This is a genomic window from Streptomyces sp. GQFP (genome assembly GCF_021545335.1).
Classification (GTDB): Bacteria; Actinomycetota; Actinomycetes; order Streptomycetales; family Streptomycetaceae; genus Streptomyces.
Genome location: NZ_CP089312.1, coordinates 5,665,297 through 5,684,705 on the forward strand (window position 1 = coordinate 5,665,297; position 19,409 = coordinate 5,684,705).

Below are 19,409 nucleotides of genomic sequence, written 5' to 3' on the forward strand. Positions count from 1 at the left end.
TCCTTCCTGCGGAGGGCGGTCCTATGACGCTACTCCGGCCCGGCCCGCGACGTCAGCAGTTCCAGCTCGGACGTGATGTTGCGGCGGGCCGCTGCCTCCCCTTCCGTCTGGCCGTGGGGCATGCCGAACAGCCGTGACAGGGTTACGGCATTTCGTCCCATCGGTACGGGGATGTGGTAGCGGCCGGGGCGGTGAAGGTCAGCCGCCGCGAGGTGGTGCGGCTGCTGATTGGGGCGGGGTTGCGGCGGCCGAATGGTCGTCCGGCTCCGTCGGAGCGGGAGTGAACCAGGTCTCGGCCTCGTGGCGGATGCCGAGTTCCGTGGCTCTCAAGGCTGCTTCACGGAGGGACTTGGACGTCCGCATGGCTACCACTGCCAGGGTGACCAGCGAGATCGGCGGGTCGTCGGGAAGAGGGCTTCCGCCGATTCGTGCTTCCGGGCTTTGCAGCGCGTACAGCAGGAGATCTTCCAGGTCCCGTTCCCTCATCCATTCCTCTGAGGGCTGTACGACGTCGAAACCCAACTCGGTCAGTGAGACGGCGACATCGGCGGTGTGGTCCCCCTGGCCGATGTGGTGTGCGATGGCGTGGAGGGCGGCGGGGGTGACCGGGCCGAAGTCTTCGGGACTTTGGTAAGGCACGAAGGTAAGCGCACCGGCGTCCTGTTTCCTGAAACGGGCGACGGCTGCGGGCTCGAAGGTGAATCCGTACCCCAGGGTGCTGAGCCGGGAGACCGCCTCTGCCAGGGAGATGCCCGCGTGGGTCGCCAGCTCCACGACACGCCTCAGAGGAACCGGTCGGCGCGGGTCGGGGACCTCGGCATTCGCGCTGAGGAAGGTGATCTCCTCGCGGGAGGGCAGATGTTCGTTGTCCGGTGTTTCGGCGACCGAGTACCCGAGCTCGCGCAGTCTCTCCGCGAGAGCGCGGGCGGGACGGTTGAGGCGGCGGGAGGCGGCGGCCACATGGTGGAGTGGTACTTCCCTGTCCACCTGTGGCCGAGGGGACTGGGTGAGCAGGCCCCGGTCGTCGTCGGTCAGTTCGGGCAGGGCCGATGCCTCCGCGGACAGAACGAAGCCCAGCTGTCCGAGCAACTCCCTGACGAACCGCACGGCGAGGCCCGTCGAGTACGTCACAGCCGTCAGCTGCGCCGCGCAGACGTGTGCCCCGGCTTCGGGCGAGGGCTGCTCCGCGTACGAAGTCCACAGGCTCTTGACGACGCTCAGCTCCTCCTCGGTCCACTGTTCCCAGACCGGGTATTCCGCGGGGACCGTGAACCCCAGTTCCCCCAGTCGCTGCGCGGCCCGAGGCGTGGGACACGCAGCCTGGGCCGCGCTGACGCAGACCTGAGCGGCTGAGAGTGTCGCGCCGGGAGCCAGCCAGCTCTCCGGATCACCCAGTGGCCGCAGCAGCGGCAGGTCGGAACACTGCGCCGCCGCGCAGCCCAGCAGGGGGTCAGTGTCGTACCCCAAATCGGTAAGCCGCTCCATCACCTCGGCCGGTGGGCGCTCGGCCTCCTCGCTCAGCTGGAAGACGTCCGCTGTCGGGACCGGCAACGTGGGGTTCCGCCAGGGATACAACGCGGCAAGGCTCAGCAGACCGCTGTTGGCGAGTGGCTCGGACGGGACGGACGAGCTGAAGTACTTGGTCGCCAGAGGACCTTTGAGCCAGTGTCCGAGCCCGAAGCTCCAGCTGAAGTGCTGTGGGGATTCGGTGGACAGGAGGACGAGATCCGAGGGACGGGCGCAGAGCGTGTCGACGTCCGGCAGCGAGACGGGGCCGCCCAGCCCGGCGCCGTACAACGCATGCAGCCGCCAACGGAGTACAGGCAGCGGCATGGTGACGAAGAACGAAGCGGCTCGTGACTGCTCGGCCTCCGTGTAGTGGCCGGTGACCAGCGGCAACAGGTCGACATCGGGCGGAAAGAAACCTATCTGGCCGAACGGAGCCGACACCTCGGCCGTGAGTTGCCAGGGAAGGTTGGTGTGGCGCGCGTGTTCAGCCACGCAATCCGCGAAGGCCACGGACCAGTGCTGCGCGCCCTGTAGCCAGACGGCGTCGGGCAGCCCGAGCTCGGGGCGAATGAGACTCGGGACGACGGCGGTCAGCCGCGCCATTACGTGATCCTTGTCGAAGGAGCGCAGCTTGGTGCGGTCCACCGTCAGCTCCGGCGCGTGCTCACCATGCAGATTGACGACGGCGCCCCGGATGCCGTCGTCGCTCTCCGCGTACAGACCGTCTGCCAGGATGACTCCGCCGCCCTCGACCCACCACACATTGGCGTCCCCCGACGGGACGCAGAGCGTGCGGCCCTTGCGCGCGAACTGGTAGGGGTTGCGCAGGTCGAGACTCTCGAAAGAGAGCTCTCCCGGTGGCCACTCGCGGTGCCGCGCCCCGTGCTTGGCCGAGGTCCGGTACGGCGCCACCCACAGCACCTTGTCCAGCGCGTCCACGCAGGACACCGACCTGTGCTCCGTACCGAGCAACAGTTGAATCGTCGTCCCGGCGGCGTCCCCCGGCCCCAGGTCCTGCACCCGGAAGAAGTTGCCCGGCCCCGCGATCGTCACCCGCAACAGCCGGCCGGGCCGCCCGTCCCGCCCCAGACGGCAGGTCTCGACGACGATTTCGTCCGCGAGCATGAAATAGCTGAGCACCCCGATGCCGAACCGCGAATTGGGATGGAGTTCCAGTTTCGGTTCGGGCAGTTCCGCCCAGGCCGCCTGCTCCTCGATGTACTCGGGGAGGTCGACGAAGCGCGTGCCCCCTGGGAGAAGACGGTGCTGAGCTCTGTGATGCCCATACCGATGCCGTTGTCGACACATTGGAGGTACGCGCGGTTGTCGGAGCGGACTCCCTGGGTGAACTCGATTCGGCCGCCCTCCCACGGCTTCACCGGTTGGCCCGTGCGCCGCAGGTACTCGGTGCGGCGGTCCCGGTAGCGGACGGCGTCCAACGCGTTCTGGTACAGCTCGCGGACGGCCAGTTCGCTGTCGCCGTACAACTCCTCGCCCATGAGGAGTTCCTGGACACGGTCCTCGGCCAGCTGGAAGCGGATGCCGTCGGAGAGCTGGTCGGGAGTGTTGCCGTCGAGGCGTACGCGGCTGCCGTCCGCGTAGGGCGGGAGCGTACCGAGAGGGGCGAGGACAGGGTTGTCGCCACGATTGATGTCGCGCAGCAGCAAGTCCACCCGGGTTGCGTGCTCGCGCAGCGCAACCTGGACCGCCGGGTGGGTGCACACGGCGTTGAGGGAGCGTCCGAGGCCGGAGACACGCCAGTCGGACCGGCGTACCGTCGCTCGCAGTGCTTCCGGGTCGACGCTGTCGTGGACGCCGATGTGTTCCACGACGATCTCGGGCAGGTCCACCGGATCCACGGTCATGGCGTGCGTCGCCTTGACCAGGGCTGTTACCAGGGGTGTGCGCACCTCGTGGTCGTCACCAGTGGCGGCGGCGATGGGCTCGCAGTCCTCCTCGTACGCGTCCTGACCGTGGGGCACAGGGGCTGTCGTGGTCCGCCGTATGGTGAACGGGGCGGTCCGGTGTGCTTTGAGGAGCCGCATCAGACGCTCACCGGAGAGGGCGTCGCCGACCCACTGCGGATGTTCTCCACCCGAGGTCACGTCGCCGAGGAGCGCCTTGAGCCGCTCCGCCGTGTACAGCTCCGGCTGCTGAATCAGCCAGCGGTGGAAGAGCCACCACTGGATGTACTCCGCCGATTTGACGGCCTTCGCCTGCTCGGCCGGATCGTCGGCGGCCTTCTTCTGCTCCAGCGAGAGCAGGCGCCGCTTCAGCCGGGGAAAGCCCTGGGCGAACTTGTGGAAACGGGCCTGGTCGGGCCCCGCCCCCGCCGTGCCTGGGGCGAGGACGCCGATGCGCTGGGCCGCCTCCTGGGTCCAGAAAGTCTGGGCGACCAGGGGGAACAGGAAGGCGAGCGCGGCCTCGGTCGGAGACAGCCGTACCTTGTCCGCCAGGCGGCCCGTGAGGAACGCCAGCCGCTCGTGCGCGCGCCGGCCGAGTTCGGCATCGTGCCACGGGTCTTCGCCCAGCGCCCGGGCCGCCGTCTCGTACGCCTCGGCCAGCCGGCCGGCCAGCATGCCGCAGATCTGCTGGAGGGTTTCCTTCGCGGGCCCCTCCCGAGTGCGGAGCCACACCGAGTGCTTGTCAGCCCCGCGTACCCAGGGGTGTGTCTCGGTCCGCCGGCCGATGCCCGGCAGCAGCGCGAAGTCTCCACCGTCTGCGTCCGCTTCACAAGTCACCATGATCTGCTGCGGGGAGTTCGGCTTGCCGTAGGCCTTGTGGAAGTCGTTGACCTGCTGCTGCACATGCTGGGCGAACTCTCGCAGCCTCAGAGCGTGCGGATCACCGGCGATGACATCGGACACGGCGCGCGAGAAGACGCTGAACGATTCGCCCGGCTGGGTCCCGACGTCGAATCCGGCGCGCAGTGTGTCTGTTTCCCTCACGAACAGGGCGACCTGGGGTTTCGCGCACGCGTGCACGTACGCGACCTTGCGGCGCAGTGCACCGATGATCTCAGGGGGCTTCCAGCGCCGGGTTCCGGGGATGGACTTGCTGTCCAGCACCATCCCTTCTCGGCAGGCGTCGATCAGGAAAACGACGCGCTCCGCGGGGGACTGCTCGACCTCCTTGTGCCAGCCGATCTCGATGCAGCTGTCGGTGAACGGACGCGCATCGGACGTGGCGTCCTCCGGGACCAGATAGTCCTTGCCCTCGAAGTGGACTCCATGTCCGCTCAGAAGGATGAGCAGGGTGTCGCCGCGACCGGCGTCGCGCAGAAACCGGCCGACCGCCCCGCGCACGATGTTCTGCGTGATGATGCCGCGTCTGCTCTCCAGGATGTAGGCCTGTGCGAAGCCGCGGCCGATCAGGACGTCGTGCAGCCGCTGGAGGTCGTCGCGGACGAAGGGCAAGGGCCCGATGCTCGGATCGTCGTAGTCACTGGCCCCTATGAGCAGCGCCTTGTGCTGTGGCATGTGCGGCGCGCAGGTCAGGAGGGACGCTTGAACGTCAGCGTGAGACCCCGGGTGCCTTGCATCTGCCCGGTGCCGACGAGCTGGATGCCGCCGGTCGCGGTCACCTGGAACGAGAGTTGTGCCTCGGCGAGCGGGAGCGCACCGCCGCGTTCGGAGACCTCCTGGAAGATCCGCTGCAGGGCGTCGACGGTGTCGGCGAGGTTCTTGCGGAGGGGGCCCAGGGGCACCGTGCGCAGCACGGCGTCACCGTCACGGCTGAACAGACCCATGGTGTCGCCGCCTTGGGAGGCCAGCGCGATGTCCTCCTCGGTCGCCGTTACCCAGAAGGACAGGGACTGCCCGTCGACCGACGGCTGGACCGCCAAATCTTCCGCGCCTGCTGCCGTGCCCTCGGCCTCCCCGGCCGTCTGGTCCATGGCGTACTCACTCATGCCGTCCCCTGCCCCCTCAGCCCTGCCAGGACTTGTCTCCTCCTGGCGGAACCAGTGAATGGTTGGAGAGCCAACTTTAGTTCCAACAGGGGCATTTGCGGTCGGTGATAGCAGGGTTCCCGTACGAGGAAGTTGGGCGGATGGTGCTGTCAGGGCGGTGCAGCGCTCGATTCAGCCCCGGAGTTCATACGCGAACTGCTCCTCGTCCTCGCTCACCTTCACGAATCCGGCGCGGGCGATCACCGCCTGGGACGGGGTGTTGCTCGGCTCGATGGTCGCGAACAGGGACCGTACGTCGTCCCGGGCCAGCGCCCACTTCGCCAGAACGCTCAGCGCCTCCGAGGCGTAGCCGTTGCCGCGGGCCGCTTCCGCGAGGTCGTAGCCGACCTCGGCCTTGCCGTCCTCGTCGGGGACGCCGTGGAAGCCGATGCCGCCGACCGCGCGGTCGTCCTCGCGGCGTACGAGGACGTACAGGCCGAACTCCGGGCGGTGTACGCCCGCTTCGTACGACTTGACCACCATCCCGGCGGCCTCGCGGGTGCCGTCGAAGGGGCCGCCCTCGATCCAGTCGAAGCCGCCGGTGCCGCCCGCGCTCAGGTCGGTGGCGGCGGCCGGGGTGACGCCCTCCAGGCGGAGGCGCTCGGTGTCGAGGACGTGGTTGTTCGTCCAGTGCCACTCGGTGAGCCGGGCGCGGCCGGGGAGGTCGGCGCGGCCGGTCGCCCAGAGCAGGTTCCGCCAGTGGTCGGGGCCCGGCCGGACGTCCGGGAAGATCCGGGTGAGGACGAACTCGGCCAGGTGCGCGGGCGGTTCGTACGGCAGCCCGAGGCCCTCGGCGATGTCGTGGGTGTGCAGCAGTACCTCGGCGATGCCCATCGCGGCGAAGCCCTCGCGGTTCGCGCTGCGGAAGGGGAGCGGGTGGAAGGCCCGCGTGTCACGGGGTGCGGTGCGGATGGCGGCGCCGAGCAGGGCGCCGGTCGCGGCGATGACGTCGAGGATGTCCGTGTTGTCGGCGGTGTGCAGGCCGTCCTCGCTCGTGAGGCTGATCCTGAGGGGGAGGTAGCCGTGCTCTGTCCGACCCGCCAGCCGGGTGGCGTACGCGACGAAGTCGGCGACGATGTGCTCGGCGGTCTGCCGGCAACTCCACTCCAGCCCAGCGGCGTCGACGCCCGTCCAGTCCCGGTCCACCGCCGGCCGCAGCAGCGCCACCACGCTCGCGACGGCCTCGTCCAGTTCGTCCGCACCCATGCTCAGCATGCGGTGAGGATAGGTGGTCGGGTGTCCGGACGGACACGGATTAAAAGGCCCGTTAAAGGGGGCCCGGCTCCGCTTCGAGCCGCCCCAGCTCCGCCGCGACATTGGCCCGCGCAGCCTCCTCCCACACCTGCGCTCCGTACGGCGTCCGGAACAGCCTTGGCAGGGCGAGGAGTTGGCGCAGTACCGCTGCCCGGCCCTCCCGGAAGGCGTCGTCCGGGACGAAGCCGTACTCCTCGCGGACGGCGGCCGTGTACGTGGCGTACGTCTCCTGGGGCGCGGCCAGGATCGCGAGGTCCGCGTCGCACAGGACCTGGCCGTTGTGATCGTCGGGCGCCGGGGCGTGGGTGACGGTCAGGCGGACCAGGCGGGCCACCTCGGCCGTGTCCGCCGCCGAGACACCGGCCTCGGGGAGCGCGCGCTCGGCGAGACGGGCGGAGCGCTCCTCGTTCTCGGAGCGGTCGGGGGCGTACACGGCGTCGTGGAACCAGGCGGCGAGGCGGACCAGGGCGGGATCGGGGGCGTACCCGGCTTCGGCCCGCTCCAGTACGTCGATGTGGTCCAGGACCGCGGTGAGGTGGGCGAGGGTGTGGTAGCGGCGGTGGGGTTCCTGGTAGCGGGTGAGGAGGTTGTCGGCGTAGGGGGTGGGGTCGGGGGGCTCCGGCGAGGTCGTGGCCCGGGCTGATTTCAGGGTGTGGGTCCAGCGGGTGCGGAGGGCGTCGAGGGCGCCGAGGGTGTCTGGATCGGCTTGGTCGGGCATGGGGGCATTCTCCCGGTCAGTCGCTTCCGCCCCTAGCGTGGGAGGCATGACGTCTTCTGCCGATGTACGTGACGTACGTGACCCCGAGCTGCCCGGGCGGCTCCTGATCGTCGAGCGCGACGCGCTGATACCGCTGCTGCGGGCCCGGTCCGAGGCCGACTTCGGGATCGTGACCGCCGGGTGTCCGGAGTGGACCGTACGGGATGTGCTCGCGCACTGTTCTGCCGTGCTGCTGAGGGTGGTGGAGGGGCGGCTGGAGAAGGGGGCCTTCTCGCCCGAGTCCAACGCCCGGGACATCGCCGAGCGGGGCGACTGGACGAACGCGCGGGTCGTGGACGAGCTGGAGCGGGTGATGGGCGAGGCCGGGGCGGTGATCGCCAGGGCCGACGGGAGGCTGGACGGGGCCGCGCTGGGGGAGTGGGTGCACGCCGGTGACGTACGGGAGGCCCTTGGCGAGCCGGGGGCGTACGAGGGGCCCGGGCTGGCGTACGCGCTGCCGCTGCTCGCGCGGCTGAGCCGGGAGCGTGGGCTGGTGCCGCTGCATGCCGATGTCGATGAGCTGGACGAGCCGTTGCGGTTGGGGGATGTGTCGGGGGTGCGGACGCCGGGGCGGTTCATCGGGGGTGCGGCTTCGCTTGTACGGCTGTATGCGGGGCGGCCGGTGTCGGGAGGAGTAGGGGCGGGGGAGTTCGAACTGGTGGGGGTGGAGGCGGGGGAGCTGAACATGTTCGGGGGGTGAGTGAGGGGGCGGGTGTCCGGGGACGGGGGTGCGGGCGTACTCTTGGATTGGACTAGACCTGTAGTGCTCCAAGGGCAACCGAGGGAAGGGGTCCGATGGGCCAGCGTGCAGTCCTGGAGGTGATCGCCCTCGATGTCGAGGACGCCGTCGCCGCCCAGGCCGGAGGTGCGGACCGGCTGGAGCTGGTCACCGACATGGCGGCCGACGGGCTCACCCCGACGGTCGAGGCCTTCGCCGGGATCCGGGCCGCCGTCGACATTCCGCTGCGGGTGATGCTGCGGCTGGCGGACGGCTTTGCCGCCGGGGATGTGGACGGGGTGGTGCGGGTGGCCCGGGAGCTGCGGGGGGCCGGGGCCGATCAGTTCGTGCTCGGGTTTCTCGACGCCGAGGGCGGGGTCGATCTCGGTGCCGTCGAGCGGGTTGTCGGCGTGCTCGACGGGTGCCCGTGGACGTTTCACCGGGCGCTCGACCATGCCGTCGACCGGGACGCGGTGCGCAAGCAGCTCGACGGTCTGCCCGGGCTCGACACCTACCTCACCGCCGGCTCGCCCGTCGGCGTCGACGACGGGCTTGCCACGTTGCTCGCCGAGGCGGCGAGGTGTGGGGAACCTGGGTATGAGCAGCGGCTTCTTGTGGGTGGGGGGTTGCGGCTCGACCATGTGCCGGGGTTGCGTGCTGCTGGGGTGGACGCGTTTCACATCGGTGGGGCGGCTCGGCCGGAGGGGTGGGGGAGGCCGGTGTCTGTGGGGGCGGTGGAGGGGTGGCGGGGGGCGTTGGACGCGGGCTGAGGGCTGGCTTTTCTTCGCCCCCGCCGCCCCTACCCGTCCCATCCCTGGGGGCTGCGCCCCCAGACGCCCGCTCCGGCCCTGAACGGGCCTTGTCCTCAAACGCCGGACGGGCTGAAAAACCTAGCCCCTCCGGCGTTTGAGGAGCGGGGGTTCGGGGGCGGAGCCCCCGAGGGATGGGAATGGGTAGGGGCGGCGGGGGCGAGAAACCTCCCCGCGCCACCCTCAGGCCAGCTCCCCCGGCAACGGCGCCGCATGCGTCACGATCAACCCCGACACCGCACGCGTCAGCCCCACGTACAGCCGCCGCAGGCCCGTGCGTTCGTCGGGCTCGCCGTCCACCACCGCCCGGGGCTCGTCCAGGACCACGTAGTCGTACTCCAGGCCCTTCGCCAACGACGCCGGCACCAGGGTCAGTCGGGTCTCGACCGTCGTCTCCTCACCCGGAGACAAGTAGCCGATGCCCGCCGACCCCAACGCCTCCGCCAGCACCGGGATCCGCGCGTCCGCCGCGATCAGGCCCGTCGAGCCCTCGTTGCGCAGCAACTCCTCACAGGCGCCCACGACTTCAGTCGTCCCGCTGATCTCCCGTACCTCGAAGAACCCCGGGTTCTCCCGCACCGACGCCACCGGCGTCAGACCCGGCGCGATGTGCGGGAGCAGGCGGGAGGCGTACGTGATCACGTCTGTCGGGACGCGGAAGCCCGCCGTCAACTCCTCCACCACCGCGTCACCCTTGCCCAGATGACCGAGTGCCTCCTCCCAACTGCGCGTCGCCCAGGGGGTGGTGCCCTGCGCCAGGTCGCCCAGGACCGTCGCCGAGCCCGTCGTGCAGCGGCGGCCCACCGCCCGGTACTGCATCGGCGAGAGGTCCTGCGCCTCGTCCAGGACGACATGCCCGAGCGAGTGCGTGCGCTGGACCAGGTCGGTCGTCTCGTCGATCAACACGGCGTCCGCGGCTGACCACTTGGCCGACTTCACCGACCGTACGGGCTTCGCCCAGAGGATCTCTTTCTGCTCGTCCTCGTCGAGGATCCCGGCCGCGTGCACGGCGAGGAAATCGGCGTCCGTCAGAAGGCGCAGGACCAGTTTCGCGGGGTCGACCGGCGGCCAGAGCGTCTTCACCGCCGCCTTCACCGCCGGGTTGCGGGCCACGGCGTCCTGGACGCGGTCGTCGGGTGCCTCGCCCGAACGTTCCATCTGCACCAGCACCGCGTGCGCGATGCGCTGTGGCAGGGCCTCGCGGGCGGCGCCGTAGCGGATGTCCCGGTCCAGCAACTCCTGGACGATGTTCTCCAGTTCGTACGCCGGGACTCGCCAGCGGCGTGATCCTCGTACCACGACCACGGGTTCCGTCGGTAGCGTCACGTGGGAGTACACCGCCCTGCGGAGCACCTCCGCCATCCTCGCGTCGCCCTTGATGACGGCCGCCGTCGCGTCGTCCGTGCCGCGTACCTCCACGTGGGCCACCAGGTCGTCGACCGTCGCCTGCTTGACCTCCAACTCGCCCAGGGCGGGCAGCACTTGCTCGATGTAGTGGAGGAAGGAGCTGTTCGGGCCGATGACCAGGGTGCCGGTGCGGGCCAGTCGCTCGCGATGGGCGTACAACAGGTATGCGACTCGGTGCAGACCGACGGCCGTCTTTCCCGTACCCGGACCCCCCTGCACGCACACCGAGCCGCTCAGCCCGCTGCGTACGATCTCGTCCTGTTCGGGCTGGATGGTCGCCACGATGTCGCGCATCGGGCCCACACGCGGGCGCTCGATCTCCTGCTGGAGCAGCTTGCTGGTGGCCGCCGCCTCGGCGGGGTCGGAGAGGTGCTCGTCCTCGTAGGCCGTGAGGTCGCCGCCGGTGTATCCGAAGCGACGGCGCAGTCCGATGTCCATCGGGGCGTTCTTGGACGCCCGGTAGAACGGCTGGGACACCGGGGCACGCCAGTCGATGACCATGGGGTCGCCGTCGGCGTCGTGGACGTGCCGACGCCCGATGTAGAACTGTTCCCCCTCCGCGCCCTCGGCCTGCTCGGCGCCGGGGGCGTGCAGGTAGTCGAGGCGGCCGAAGAACAGGGGAGTGTGGCTCAGGTCGGCGAGGGCCTTGATCCGTTCCCCGATCTGGCGGGAGAGGACCTCCGCGTTGACCCAGTTCGCGGTGACGTCCTTGATGTCGAGGGCCTCCGCGTCCTCACGCATGGCCCGGAGGGCGCTTCGGGAGGCGGCGAGGTGGGAGCGTTCGCGGCCGAGTGGGTCGTCGGACATGGGGATGGGGCTGGACAAGGGGGGTGCCTCCGGATACCTGCTGCACATCTGCTTCTGCTGCTGGGGTGTGACATCGAAGCCACCCGGTTTCCGTCCGGGCGGCGGCACTCCGTGAGCGGGAGGCGGGCAAGAGCGGAGATTTTAGGGGAGGCGAGGAGGCGGAGGCCAATCAATTTCGACGCCCCAGCACGCTCGCCCCCGGCTACGTCATCCGTAGTCCCCTAGGGGGCAGGCTCCACCTTCTTACAGAGGAGACGTCCACCCGGAGTCGTACGGCGAGACGACGGAGGTTCGCCCCGCAGACCGATGGCATCGCGGACCCCGGCGGCAACCATGGATACATGAGCGCAGCAGCCTTCACCCCCGCGTCCGTGTCCTCCAGCCGCCCCGGCGCCACCGCCGTGAAGGGCGGACGCAGCCACCGCCTCGGCGACGCCCTCCGCGCCGTCAAGGTCTTCACCGGCGCCGCCCTGAGCGTCGTACTCCTCGGCGAATACGGGGAGGAAGCGGGCGTGCGCCGCAGGTGAGCGGCGCGGCGCCACCATCAGCCTCCCGAACAGCTCCCCCCGTCAGCCCCCGTCAGCTCTCGTCAGCTCTCGTCCGAAGCCAACAACTCGTCCGCGTCCACGATCCGGTACGCGTACCCCTGCTCCGCCAGGAACCGCTGGCGGTGGGCCGCGAAGTCCTGGTCGATGGTGTCCCGGGCGACCACCGAGTAGAAGTGCGCCTTGTGGCCGTCGGCCTTCGGCCGCAGTACCCGGCCCAGGCGCTGGGCTTCCTCCTGGCGTGAACCGAACGTGCCCGAGACCTGGATGGCGACCGTCGCCTCCGGCAGGTCGATCGAGAAGTTCGCGACCTTCGACACCACCAGCACGCTGATCTCGCCCTGCCGGAACGCCTCGAAGAGCTTCTCGCGCTGTGAGTTCGGGGTCTCGCCCTTGATGACGGGGGCGTTCAAGTGCTCGCCCAGTTCGTCCAGTTGGTCGATGTACTGGCCGATGACGAGGATCTGCTGCCCGGCGAAGCGCCGCACGATCGCCTCCGTGACCTTGCGCTTGGTCGCGGTGGTCGCACAGAAGCGGTACTTCTCCTCCGTCTCGGCCGTGGCGTACGCGAGTCGCTCCGACTCGTTCAGGTTCACTCTCACCTCTACGCAGTCCGCCGGTGCGATGTAGCCCTGCGCCTCGATCTCCTTCCACGGCGCGTCGAAACGCTTCGGGCCGATGAGGGAGAACACGTCCGACTCCCTGCCGTCCTCCCTGACCAGGGTCGCCGTCAGGCCCAGCCTCCGCCTCGCCTGCAGGTCCGCCGTGAACTTGAAGACCGGGGCCGGCAGCAAATGCACCTCGTCGTACACGATCAGGCCCCAGTCGCGGGAGTCGAACAGCTCCAGGTGCGGGTAGACGCCCTTCCGTCGGGTCGTCAGTACCTGGTACGTCGCGATCGTGACCGGGCGGATTTCTTTCTTCGTGCCGCTGTACTCGCCGATCTCCTCCTCGGTCAGCGACGTCCGCTTCACCAGCTCGTGCTTCCACTGCCGCGCCGAGACCGTGTTCGTGACGAGGATCAGGGTCGTGGCCTTGGCCTCGGCCATCGCACCGGCTCCTACCAGCGTCTTTCCCGCTCCGCAGGGGAGGACCACCACTCCGCTGCCGCCGTGCCAGAAGTTCTCCACGGCCTGCTGCTGGTACGGGCGCAGCGCCCAGCCCTTCTCGGCCAGCTCGATCGGGTGCGCCTCGCCGTCGACGTACCCGGCGAGGTCCTCGGCCGGCCAGCCCAGCTTGAGCAGCACCTGCTTGATCTGCCCGCGCTCGGAGGGGTGCACGGCCACGGTGTCCGGGTCCAGGCGGGCGCCCACGAGCGGGGTGATCCGCTTCGAGCGGAGGATCTCCTCCAGGACCGGACGGTCGGTGCTCGTGAGGACCAGGCCGTGCGCCGGGTGCTTGGAGAGGGTGAGACGGCCGTAGCGGTCCATCGTCTCCGCGATGTCGACGAGCAGCGCGTGCGGCACGGGATAGCGGCTGTACTGCACGAGCGCGTCGACGACCTGCTCGGCGTCGTGCCCCGCCGCCCGCGCGTTCCACAGGCCCAGCGGGGTGACCCGGTAGGTGTGGATGTGCTCGGGCGCCCGCTCCAGCTCGGCGAACGGCGCGATGGCCCGACGGCAGTCGCCGGCCTGCTCGTGGTCGACCTCCAGGAGCAGGGTCTTGTCCGACTGGACGATGAGTGGACCATTCACGTACGTACACTTCCCTTCCGTACGGTCAAACGTCCAGTGTGCCCCATCGCGGGGGTGACCCCGGGGCTGGCGGATACGAAAGCGCGAAAGGCTGTGCGGGTGCAGGGAACGGAGTGGGGTGTCTTTCTGGATCAGGCGTCACAGTCCCGATACGCTGCGTCAGGTTTCGCGTGCCACCGACCTCGACAGCGCACGCGTATGTGCAAAGGATGCCGATGGACGCCAGCGCCGCCCGGATCGACTCATGTCTGCTCGATGTCACGGAGCTGAGCATGGAGGCGCTGGACGAATTGGTCGAGAAGCTGCCCGACACCGTGCTCGGCGCGATGCTGCGACGCGTGGTCGACGAGGCGGTCAATCCGGTCGGGGTGCCGTACGCCGCCTTCGACTCCTCGATCTGACATCGGGCTGACACTCGAGATTGGGTCGGGCAGCTTGAGCCGGTACCGCTCTGGGTATGCCCCTGACCCGGACGTGCACCGGGGTGCAGGCGGCATGCCGTCAGGTCGGCCCGGGAGGTATCGGGGGGCGCTTTGGTTCAGGAGCCGTACTTCTTCCTCAGCTATGCGCGGAAGGATGATCGCGACGAGTTCGTGAAGCGGTTCTACGACGATCTCGCACTGGAGCTGCGCCGCATCGGCGCCGACCCGTCCGCACAGCCGCCGTTCCGGGACGTCGAGCGGCTCGGCCTCGGCGCGGACTGGGCGCGAGTGCTCGGCGGGGCCGTCGGGCACTGCCGTGCGTTCGTCGCGCTGTACTCCCCCTCCTATCTGAGCAGCGAGTACTGCGGCAAGGAGTGGACGGCGTTCCGGGAGCGGCTGGACAAGTACCGCCAGGAGACCGAGATCGATGTGCCGGCTCTGGTTCCAGTGCTGTGGGCTTCCATGGAGGGCGAGCTGCCCGACGGGATCGCCCGTTATCAGTACAACGAGGCCGGGATGGGGCAGGAGTACGCCACCCACGGGCTGATGCACATCCTGCGCACCGATCCGACGGGCCCGGTGTATCGGGCGGTCGTCGAGAAGGTCGCCGCCCGGGTGCGGGTGGCCGCGGACCGCTTCCGGCTGCCGCTCACGCCCGGCCTCGATCTGAGTGAGGTGCGCGGGTTGTTCCCGGTTGCCGAGCAGCAGCGGCCCGCGGAACCCGGCACCGGGCATGTCCAGGTCTTCCTGGCCGCCGGGGTCGCCGACCCGCTGCCGGAGGGGCGGCAGCGGCCGGAGTACTACGGGCGCTCCCCGCGCGAGTGGACGCCGTACCACCCGCCCAAGTACCCCACGGTCGCCCACCGGGCGCAGAAGGTGATCGTGGCGGAGGGCTACACCAGCAACATCGAGGTCGTCGACGCCGGTCTGAGCGGGCGCCTCGACGAGACGATGGTGAACAACCAGACGAGCATCCTGCTGGTCGACCCGTGGGCGGTGCGCTCCGAGGCCTACCGGGACGTGCTCGCCGAGTACGACGGCCAGTACCGCCCGGCCACCGGCGTCCTGGTGCCCTGCCACGACGCCGACGAGGAGTCCGTCGGCGAGGTGATCTGGCAGGACCTGAGTCGAGTGTTGTGGCGCAACTGGCGTCGGCGCAACGACCCGCACGACCAGTTGTTCCGGGTGCGCGTGGACGCCGAGGAGTTCGACGACCGGCTCGCCGTGATGCTGACGGTGGCGCAGAATCGGCTGATGGAGATGGAGAGCACCACCCCCTACCGGCTCCCGGCGGGCCCGCCCCCGCCCCCGCTGAACTGTCTCACCATCCCGGGCCCGGCGCCCTCGGCTCCGCAGGAGCCGCCCGGGGACTTCGGCCGGCACAAACCCGACGGCCCCGAGGTGTCCGACGGGCCGCCCGCGGCCCGCTGCTGAGGACACATGACGATGACCATTGGGCCCGCCGGACCGGGCAAGATCGTCACGTTCTACTCGTACAAGGGCGGCACCGGGCGCACCATGGCGCTGGCCAACGTCGGCTGGATCCTCGCCAGCGCCGGCCACCGGGTCCTGCTGGTCGACTGGGACCTGGAAGCCCCCGGCCTGCACCGCTATCTGCACCCGCTGCTGGTCGACCCCGAGCTGCGTTCCTCCAACGGTCTGATCAACATGATGCAGGCATACGTACGTACGGTGCTGAGTCCCCAGGAGCCCGCGGTCCGCTCCACGGCCGCCAGTGGCGGTCCGGAGCAGTCCCGCCCGGCAGCCTCCGCCACGGCCACCGCCGGGGCCGATGACTGGCTGCGGGCCGCGGCGGACCTGACGCCGTACACCATCGGGCTCCTGCTGGAGCTGCCCCCCGGCGGCCGGCTGGACTTCCTGCCCGCCGGACGCCAGTCGGCCGCCTACTCCGCCGCCGTCACCAGCTTCAACTGGCACACCTTCTACGACCAGCACGGTGGCGGGCACTTCCTCCAGACCCTGCGCGAGGAGATGATCTCCCGATATGACTACGTGCTGATCGACAGTCGGACCGGCGTCAGCGACATCTCCGGCATCTGCACGATCCTGCTGCCCGACGTCCTCGTCGACTGCTTCACCATGAGCGTCCAGAGCATCCGGGGCGGGGTCGACGCGGCAGCCGCCGTACAGCGCTCCGAGCCCCGCCCCATCAGGGTGCTGCCCGTCCCCATGCGGGTCGAGGAGGCCGAGACCGAACGGCTGGAGGCCGGCCGGGACTTCAGCCGCAGCGAGTTCGGCCCCTTCCTGCAGCGCTGGCTGAGGGAGGAGGAACACGCCCGCTACTGGGGCGAGATCGAGATCCCGTACAAGGCGTTCTACGCCTACGAGGAGATCCCCGCCACGGTCGCCGACCGGCCCCTCCAGGAGCGCTCGCTGCTCACCGCGTTCGAGCGGCTCACCGAATGGATCTCCGAGGGGCAGGTGCGCCGGCTCGCCCCGCTGCCCGCCGACCGGCGGTCCGAACTGCGCACCGCCTATCTGCGCGTCCCCCGCACCCTGCTCACCCGGATCTACGTCAGCTACGCGCCGCCGGGCCGGCTGTGGGCCGAGTGGGCGGCGGATGCCCTGGAGCTGATCGGCTACCAGGTCTCGCTGCACAACACGGTCGGCCCGGCCAGCGGCGTGCTGCCCGAGGTGGCCGGCACCCTGAACGGCCAGGGCCGGGTGCTGGCCATGCTGTCCTCCGAGTACGCGGCCCAGCCCCGGGCCGCCGCGATCCGCTTACAGCTGTCCGGGCACGAGACCGCCGGGGGCCCCGGCCTGATCGCCGTCCCAGTCCAGGAACTCGCCCCGGGCGCCGCCGAGCCGTATCTCGACAGCATGGCCCCCGACCTCAGCCGCTATGGGGCCGCCGAGGCCTTCGACCAGCTCGTCGCCGTTCTCGGGCTGCCCCCGGGCCGCCGTTTCCAGGACGGTCCGGCCCCCGCGGCCGGTACGTCCCTGCCCAGCTTCCCCGGGTCGTTCCGGTCGACCCACCGCCTGCCCTCCCGCAACGTCTTCTTCACCGGGCGCGGCCCGCTCCTGGAGCGGCTGCGTGACCACTTCACCGCCGGGCCCACGGCCCCGGTGCCCAGACAGGTGCTGTACGGGATCAGTGGCATGGGCAAGACCCAGACCGCCCTGGAGTACGCCCACCGCTACAAGTCCGCCTACGACGTGGTCTGGTGGATCGACGCCGCCCAGCCCGGCTACATCCGCTCCGCCCTCGCCGACCTCGCTCCTCACCTCGGCCTGGAGTCGGGCGAGAACGTGCGCGGCACCGCCCAGGCCGTGCTGCGCGCGCTCGGGGAAGGACGTCCGTACAAGCGCTGGCTCCTGGTGTACGACAATGCGGGCAGCCCCACCGAGCTGGACGGCCTGATCCCCGAGGGGCCGCCCGGCGGGCATGTGCTCGTCACCTCCCGGGACCGGTCCTGGGTCAACCGCGCGGGCGGGGTCGAGGTCGAGGTCTTCACCCGGGCGGAGAGCGTCGAACTGCTGCACACGTTCAGCCCGCAGCTCGCCGCCGAGGACGCCGAACAGGTCGCCCACGAACTCGGCGACCTGCCGCTCGCGGTGGGCCAGGCGGCGGTCTGGCTCAGCCAGAGCAGCATGCCCGTCGAGATGTACCTCGCCCGGCTGCGCGACCGGCCCACCGACATCCTCGACGACACTTCGCTGCCGCCCAGGGAGTACCCCACCTCCGCGGCCATGACCTGGAAGCTGGCGGTGGCCGAACTGCGCGAGCGTAACCGGGCTGCCGCCGAGATGCTGGAGATCTGCTCCTTCTTCGGCCCCGCCCCGATCCCCATGCGGCTGCTCTACAGCCGTGCCGTCACCCGCGCCCTCACCATGGACGACGACTCCCGCGACGAACTGGCCGTCGCCCAGCTGCTGCGCGCCCTCAGCAGGTTCGGGCTGGCCCGCAGCGACCAGGGCAGCGAGACCCTGACCGTGCACCGGCTCGTCCAGGCGGTCATCCGGGACGGCGTCGGCGAACAGCGCTGGACGGAGCTGCGCGGGGTGGTGCACAGGGCACTGACGGACGCCAACCCCGGCAACCCGGAGTCCACCACCGACTGGGACGAGTACGACGAACTCCTGCCGCACCTGGAGCCGTCGCGCGCGGCGGCCGACCCCAACCCCGAGGTCCGCAGACTGATCATCGACTCGGTGCGCTACCTGTGGAAGCGCAGTCTCTACGGCACGGCCCACGACCTCGCCGTACGCACCCTGGAACGCTGGGGGCGGCCGGGCTTCCCGGGCGGCGGCCCCGACGACCCGCACACCCTGATGCTCCGCACCCAGCTGGGCAACGTACTGCGCTCCCAGGGCAGGCTCACTGAGGCGTACGAACTCGACTCCGACGTCCTGCGGAGGTTCACCGAGGCCAAGGGTGCCGAGTACCCCGCCACCCTCGCCGCGGCCGGCAACGTCGCCGCCGACCTGCGCGCCCTCGGCCGCTACCAGGAGGCCCGTGAACTGGACCGGCAGACCTGCGAGGTGGCGCTCCGCGAGTTCGGCGAGGACCACCAGCGGACCCTGATGTACCTCAACAACCTCGGCATGTCCGAGTATCTGGCGGGCGACCGCCGAGCCGCCCTCGACCTGCACCGCTCGGCCTACGAACGGCAGCGGCAGAACCAGGGCAGCATGAAGCCGCGCACCCTGAACCTCGCCAACAACTACGCCCGTGACCTGCGCGAGGCCGGTGAACTGGCGGAGGCGCTGCGCCTGTTGGAGACGACCACCCGCCTCTACCAGCAGGTCCTGGGCGACAGCCACAGCGACACCCTGCGGGCCCGCAGGAACCTGGCCGTCGCCCTGCGCCGGGACGGCCGCTACGGCGAGGCCCACGACATCGACCAGGACATCCACGACCGCCTCCTCCTGGCCCATGGCGCCGACCACTACGACACCCTCGCTGCCGTCTGCAACCTGGCCAGCGACTTCGCCGCGCTCGGGGAGATCGGCCAGGCGCTGGAGCTGGCCGAGCGGGCCCTCGGCCGCTACCAGGACTACCTGGGCGGGGAACACCCGGTCACCCTGGTCTGCGCCAGCAACATGGCGGTGTACCTGAGGCGGCTGGGCCGTGTGGAGGAGGCACTCGCGCTCTCGGGCAGCACCATGGAACAGCTGCGCAGAGTCCTCGGAGAGTCGCACCTGTTCACCTGCTGCTGCGCGCTCAACCACGCCAACGATCTGGTGACGGCGGGCCGGACCCAGCAGGCCGCCGTCCTGGAGACCGCCGTACGGAAGGGACTCCTGCCGGTCCTCGGGCCCGACCACTACGACGTCATCGCCAGCACCTCCAACCTGTCGCTCAGCCTGCGCGCCCTGAACCGCACGACGGAGGCGGACGACCTGCACAACGACGCCCTGGAGCGGGCCAGACGCGCTCTGGGGCCGGACCACCCGACAACCCAGGCGATTACGGAGGGCATACGGCTGGACTCCGACATCGAGCCGCCGACGACGTGAGACGACGACGAGGGAGGACCGCGGCGGAACTCGTCCGCGAGCCTTTCCCCGGTCCAC

General features: G+C 70.2%; 13 protein-coding genes and 2 pseudogenes. 7 read left to right on the top strand and 8 right to left on the bottom strand.

Annotation, left to right across the window (positions count from 1 at the left end; all coding sequences use genetic code 11):
• Window positions 1-29: 29 nt before the first annotated feature.
• Entirely contained in the window at window positions 30-161 is a 132-nt protein-coding gene (locus LUX31_RS37525; protein WP_268828198.1) for a hypothetical protein, read from the bottom strand.
• Here LUX31_RS37525 and LUX31_RS25340 point away from each other — a divergent pair.
• Window positions 144-284, top strand: a pseudogene (locus LUX31_RS25340) (DUF4031 domain-containing protein); the annotation flags it as partial. The gene LUX31_RS37525 and the pseudogene LUX31_RS25340 overlap by 18 nt on opposite strands.
• Window positions 285-717: 433 nt before the next feature.
• Here LUX31_RS25340 and LUX31_RS37970 read toward each other — a convergent pair.
• The 5 genes and pseudogenes from LUX31_RS37970 to LUX31_RS25360 form a co-directional block, all read right to left on the bottom strand.
• Window positions 718-2,634 (bottom strand): annotated as a pseudogene (locus LUX31_RS37970) (wHTH domain-containing protein); the annotation flags it as partial.
• Complete coding sequence (locus LUX31_RS25345; protein ID WP_235477278.1) at window positions 2,559-4,988, bottom strand: caspase family protein; 2,430 nt, start codon at window positions 4,986-4,988, stop codon at window positions 2,559-2,561. The pseudogene LUX31_RS37970 and the gene LUX31_RS25345, both read right to left, overlap by 76 nt.
• A 14-nt stretch (window positions 4,989-5,002) precedes the next feature.
• The gene (locus LUX31_RS25350) at window positions 5,003-5,419 is read right to left on the bottom strand and encodes a Pepco domain-containing protein (protein ID WP_235477280.1); all 417 of its coding nucleotides are present in this window, start codon (window positions 5,417-5,419) and stop codon (window positions 5,003-5,005) included.
• A gap of 171 nt (window positions 5,420-5,590) precedes the next feature.
• Window positions 5,591-6,673: a GNAT family N-acetyltransferase gene (locus LUX31_RS25355; RefSeq protein ID WP_235477281.1), complete on the bottom strand. Its 1,083-nt coding sequence runs from the start codon at window positions 6,671-6,673 to the stop codon at window positions 5,591-5,593.
• 52 nt (window positions 6,674-6,725) lie between these two features.
• Window positions 6,726-7,430 carry an HD domain-containing protein gene (locus tag LUX31_RS25360; protein ID WP_235477283.1) on the bottom strand — a complete coding sequence of 235 codons (705 nt, stop codon included), beginning with the start codon at window positions 7,428-7,430 and terminating at the stop codon, window positions 6,726-6,728.
• Between the two features lie 46 nt (window positions 7,431-7,476).
• Here LUX31_RS25360 and LUX31_RS25365 point away from each other — a divergent pair, with 46 nt between their 5' ends.
• Both LUX31_RS25365 and LUX31_RS25370 read left to right on the top strand, forming a co-directional pair.
• Window positions 7,477-8,169, top strand: coding sequence for a maleylpyruvate isomerase family mycothiol-dependent enzyme (locus tag LUX31_RS25365; RefSeq protein ID WP_235477284.1), 693 nt, complete (start codon window positions 7,477-7,479; stop codon window positions 8,167-8,169).
• Between the two features lie 95 nt (window positions 8,170-8,264).
• Entirely contained in the window at window positions 8,265-8,957 is a 693-nt protein-coding gene (locus LUX31_RS25370; protein WP_235477286.1) for a copper homeostasis protein CutC, read from the top strand.
• Window positions 8,958-9,179: 222 nt separating this feature from the next.
• Here LUX31_RS25370 and LUX31_RS25375 read toward each other — a convergent pair whose 3' ends face one another.
• The gene (locus LUX31_RS25375) at window positions 9,180-11,210 is read right to left on the bottom strand and encodes a HelD family protein (protein ID WP_235477288.1); all 2,031 of its coding nucleotides are present in this window, start codon (window positions 11,208-11,210) and stop codon (window positions 9,180-9,182) included.
• A 341-nt stretch (window positions 11,211-11,551) separates the two neighbouring features.
• Between LUX31_RS25375 and LUX31_RS25380 the strand changes: the two genes are divergently transcribed.
• Window positions 11,552-11,737 carry a hypothetical protein gene (locus tag LUX31_RS25380; RefSeq protein WP_235477289.1) on the top strand — a complete coding sequence of 62 codons (186 nt, stop codon included), beginning with the start codon at window positions 11,552-11,554 and terminating at the stop codon, window positions 11,735-11,737.
• Between the two features lie 62 nt (window positions 11,738-11,799).
• On the opposite strand, the gene LUX31_RS25385 is transcribed toward LUX31_RS25380, so the two are convergent.
• A complete protein-coding gene (locus LUX31_RS25385) occupies window positions 11,800-13,449 on the bottom strand; it encodes a DNA repair helicase XPB (protein WP_235477291.1) in 1,650 nt (549 codons plus the stop codon).
• 215 nt (window positions 13,450-13,664) lie between these two features.
• Here LUX31_RS25385 and fxsA point away from each other — a divergent pair, with 215 nt between their 5' ends.
• From fxsA to fxsT, 3 genes are all read left to right on the top strand, one after another.
• On the top strand, window positions 13,665-13,850 hold the full coding sequence (gene fxsA / locus LUX31_RS25390) for an FxSxx-COOH cyclophane-containing RiPP peptide (protein ID WP_235477296.1): 186 nt from the start codon (window positions 13,665-13,667) through the stop codon (window positions 13,848-13,850).
• A 132-nt stretch (window positions 13,851-13,982) separates the two neighbouring features.
• Complete coding sequence (gene fsxC / locus LUX31_RS25395) at window positions 13,983-15,305, top strand: FxsC protein (protein ID WP_235477297.1); 1,323 nt, start codon at window positions 13,983-13,985, stop codon at window positions 15,303-15,305.
• Window positions 15,306-15,317: 12 nt separating this feature from the next.
• The gene (gene fxsT, locus LUX31_RS25400) at window positions 15,318-19,352 is read left to right on the top strand and encodes an FxSxx-COOH system tetratricopeptide repeat protein (RefSeq protein ID WP_235477298.1); all 4,035 of its coding nucleotides are present in this window, start codon (window positions 15,318-15,320) and stop codon (window positions 19,350-19,352) included.
• The last annotated feature ends 57 nt before the right edge of the window (window positions 19,353-19,409 follow it).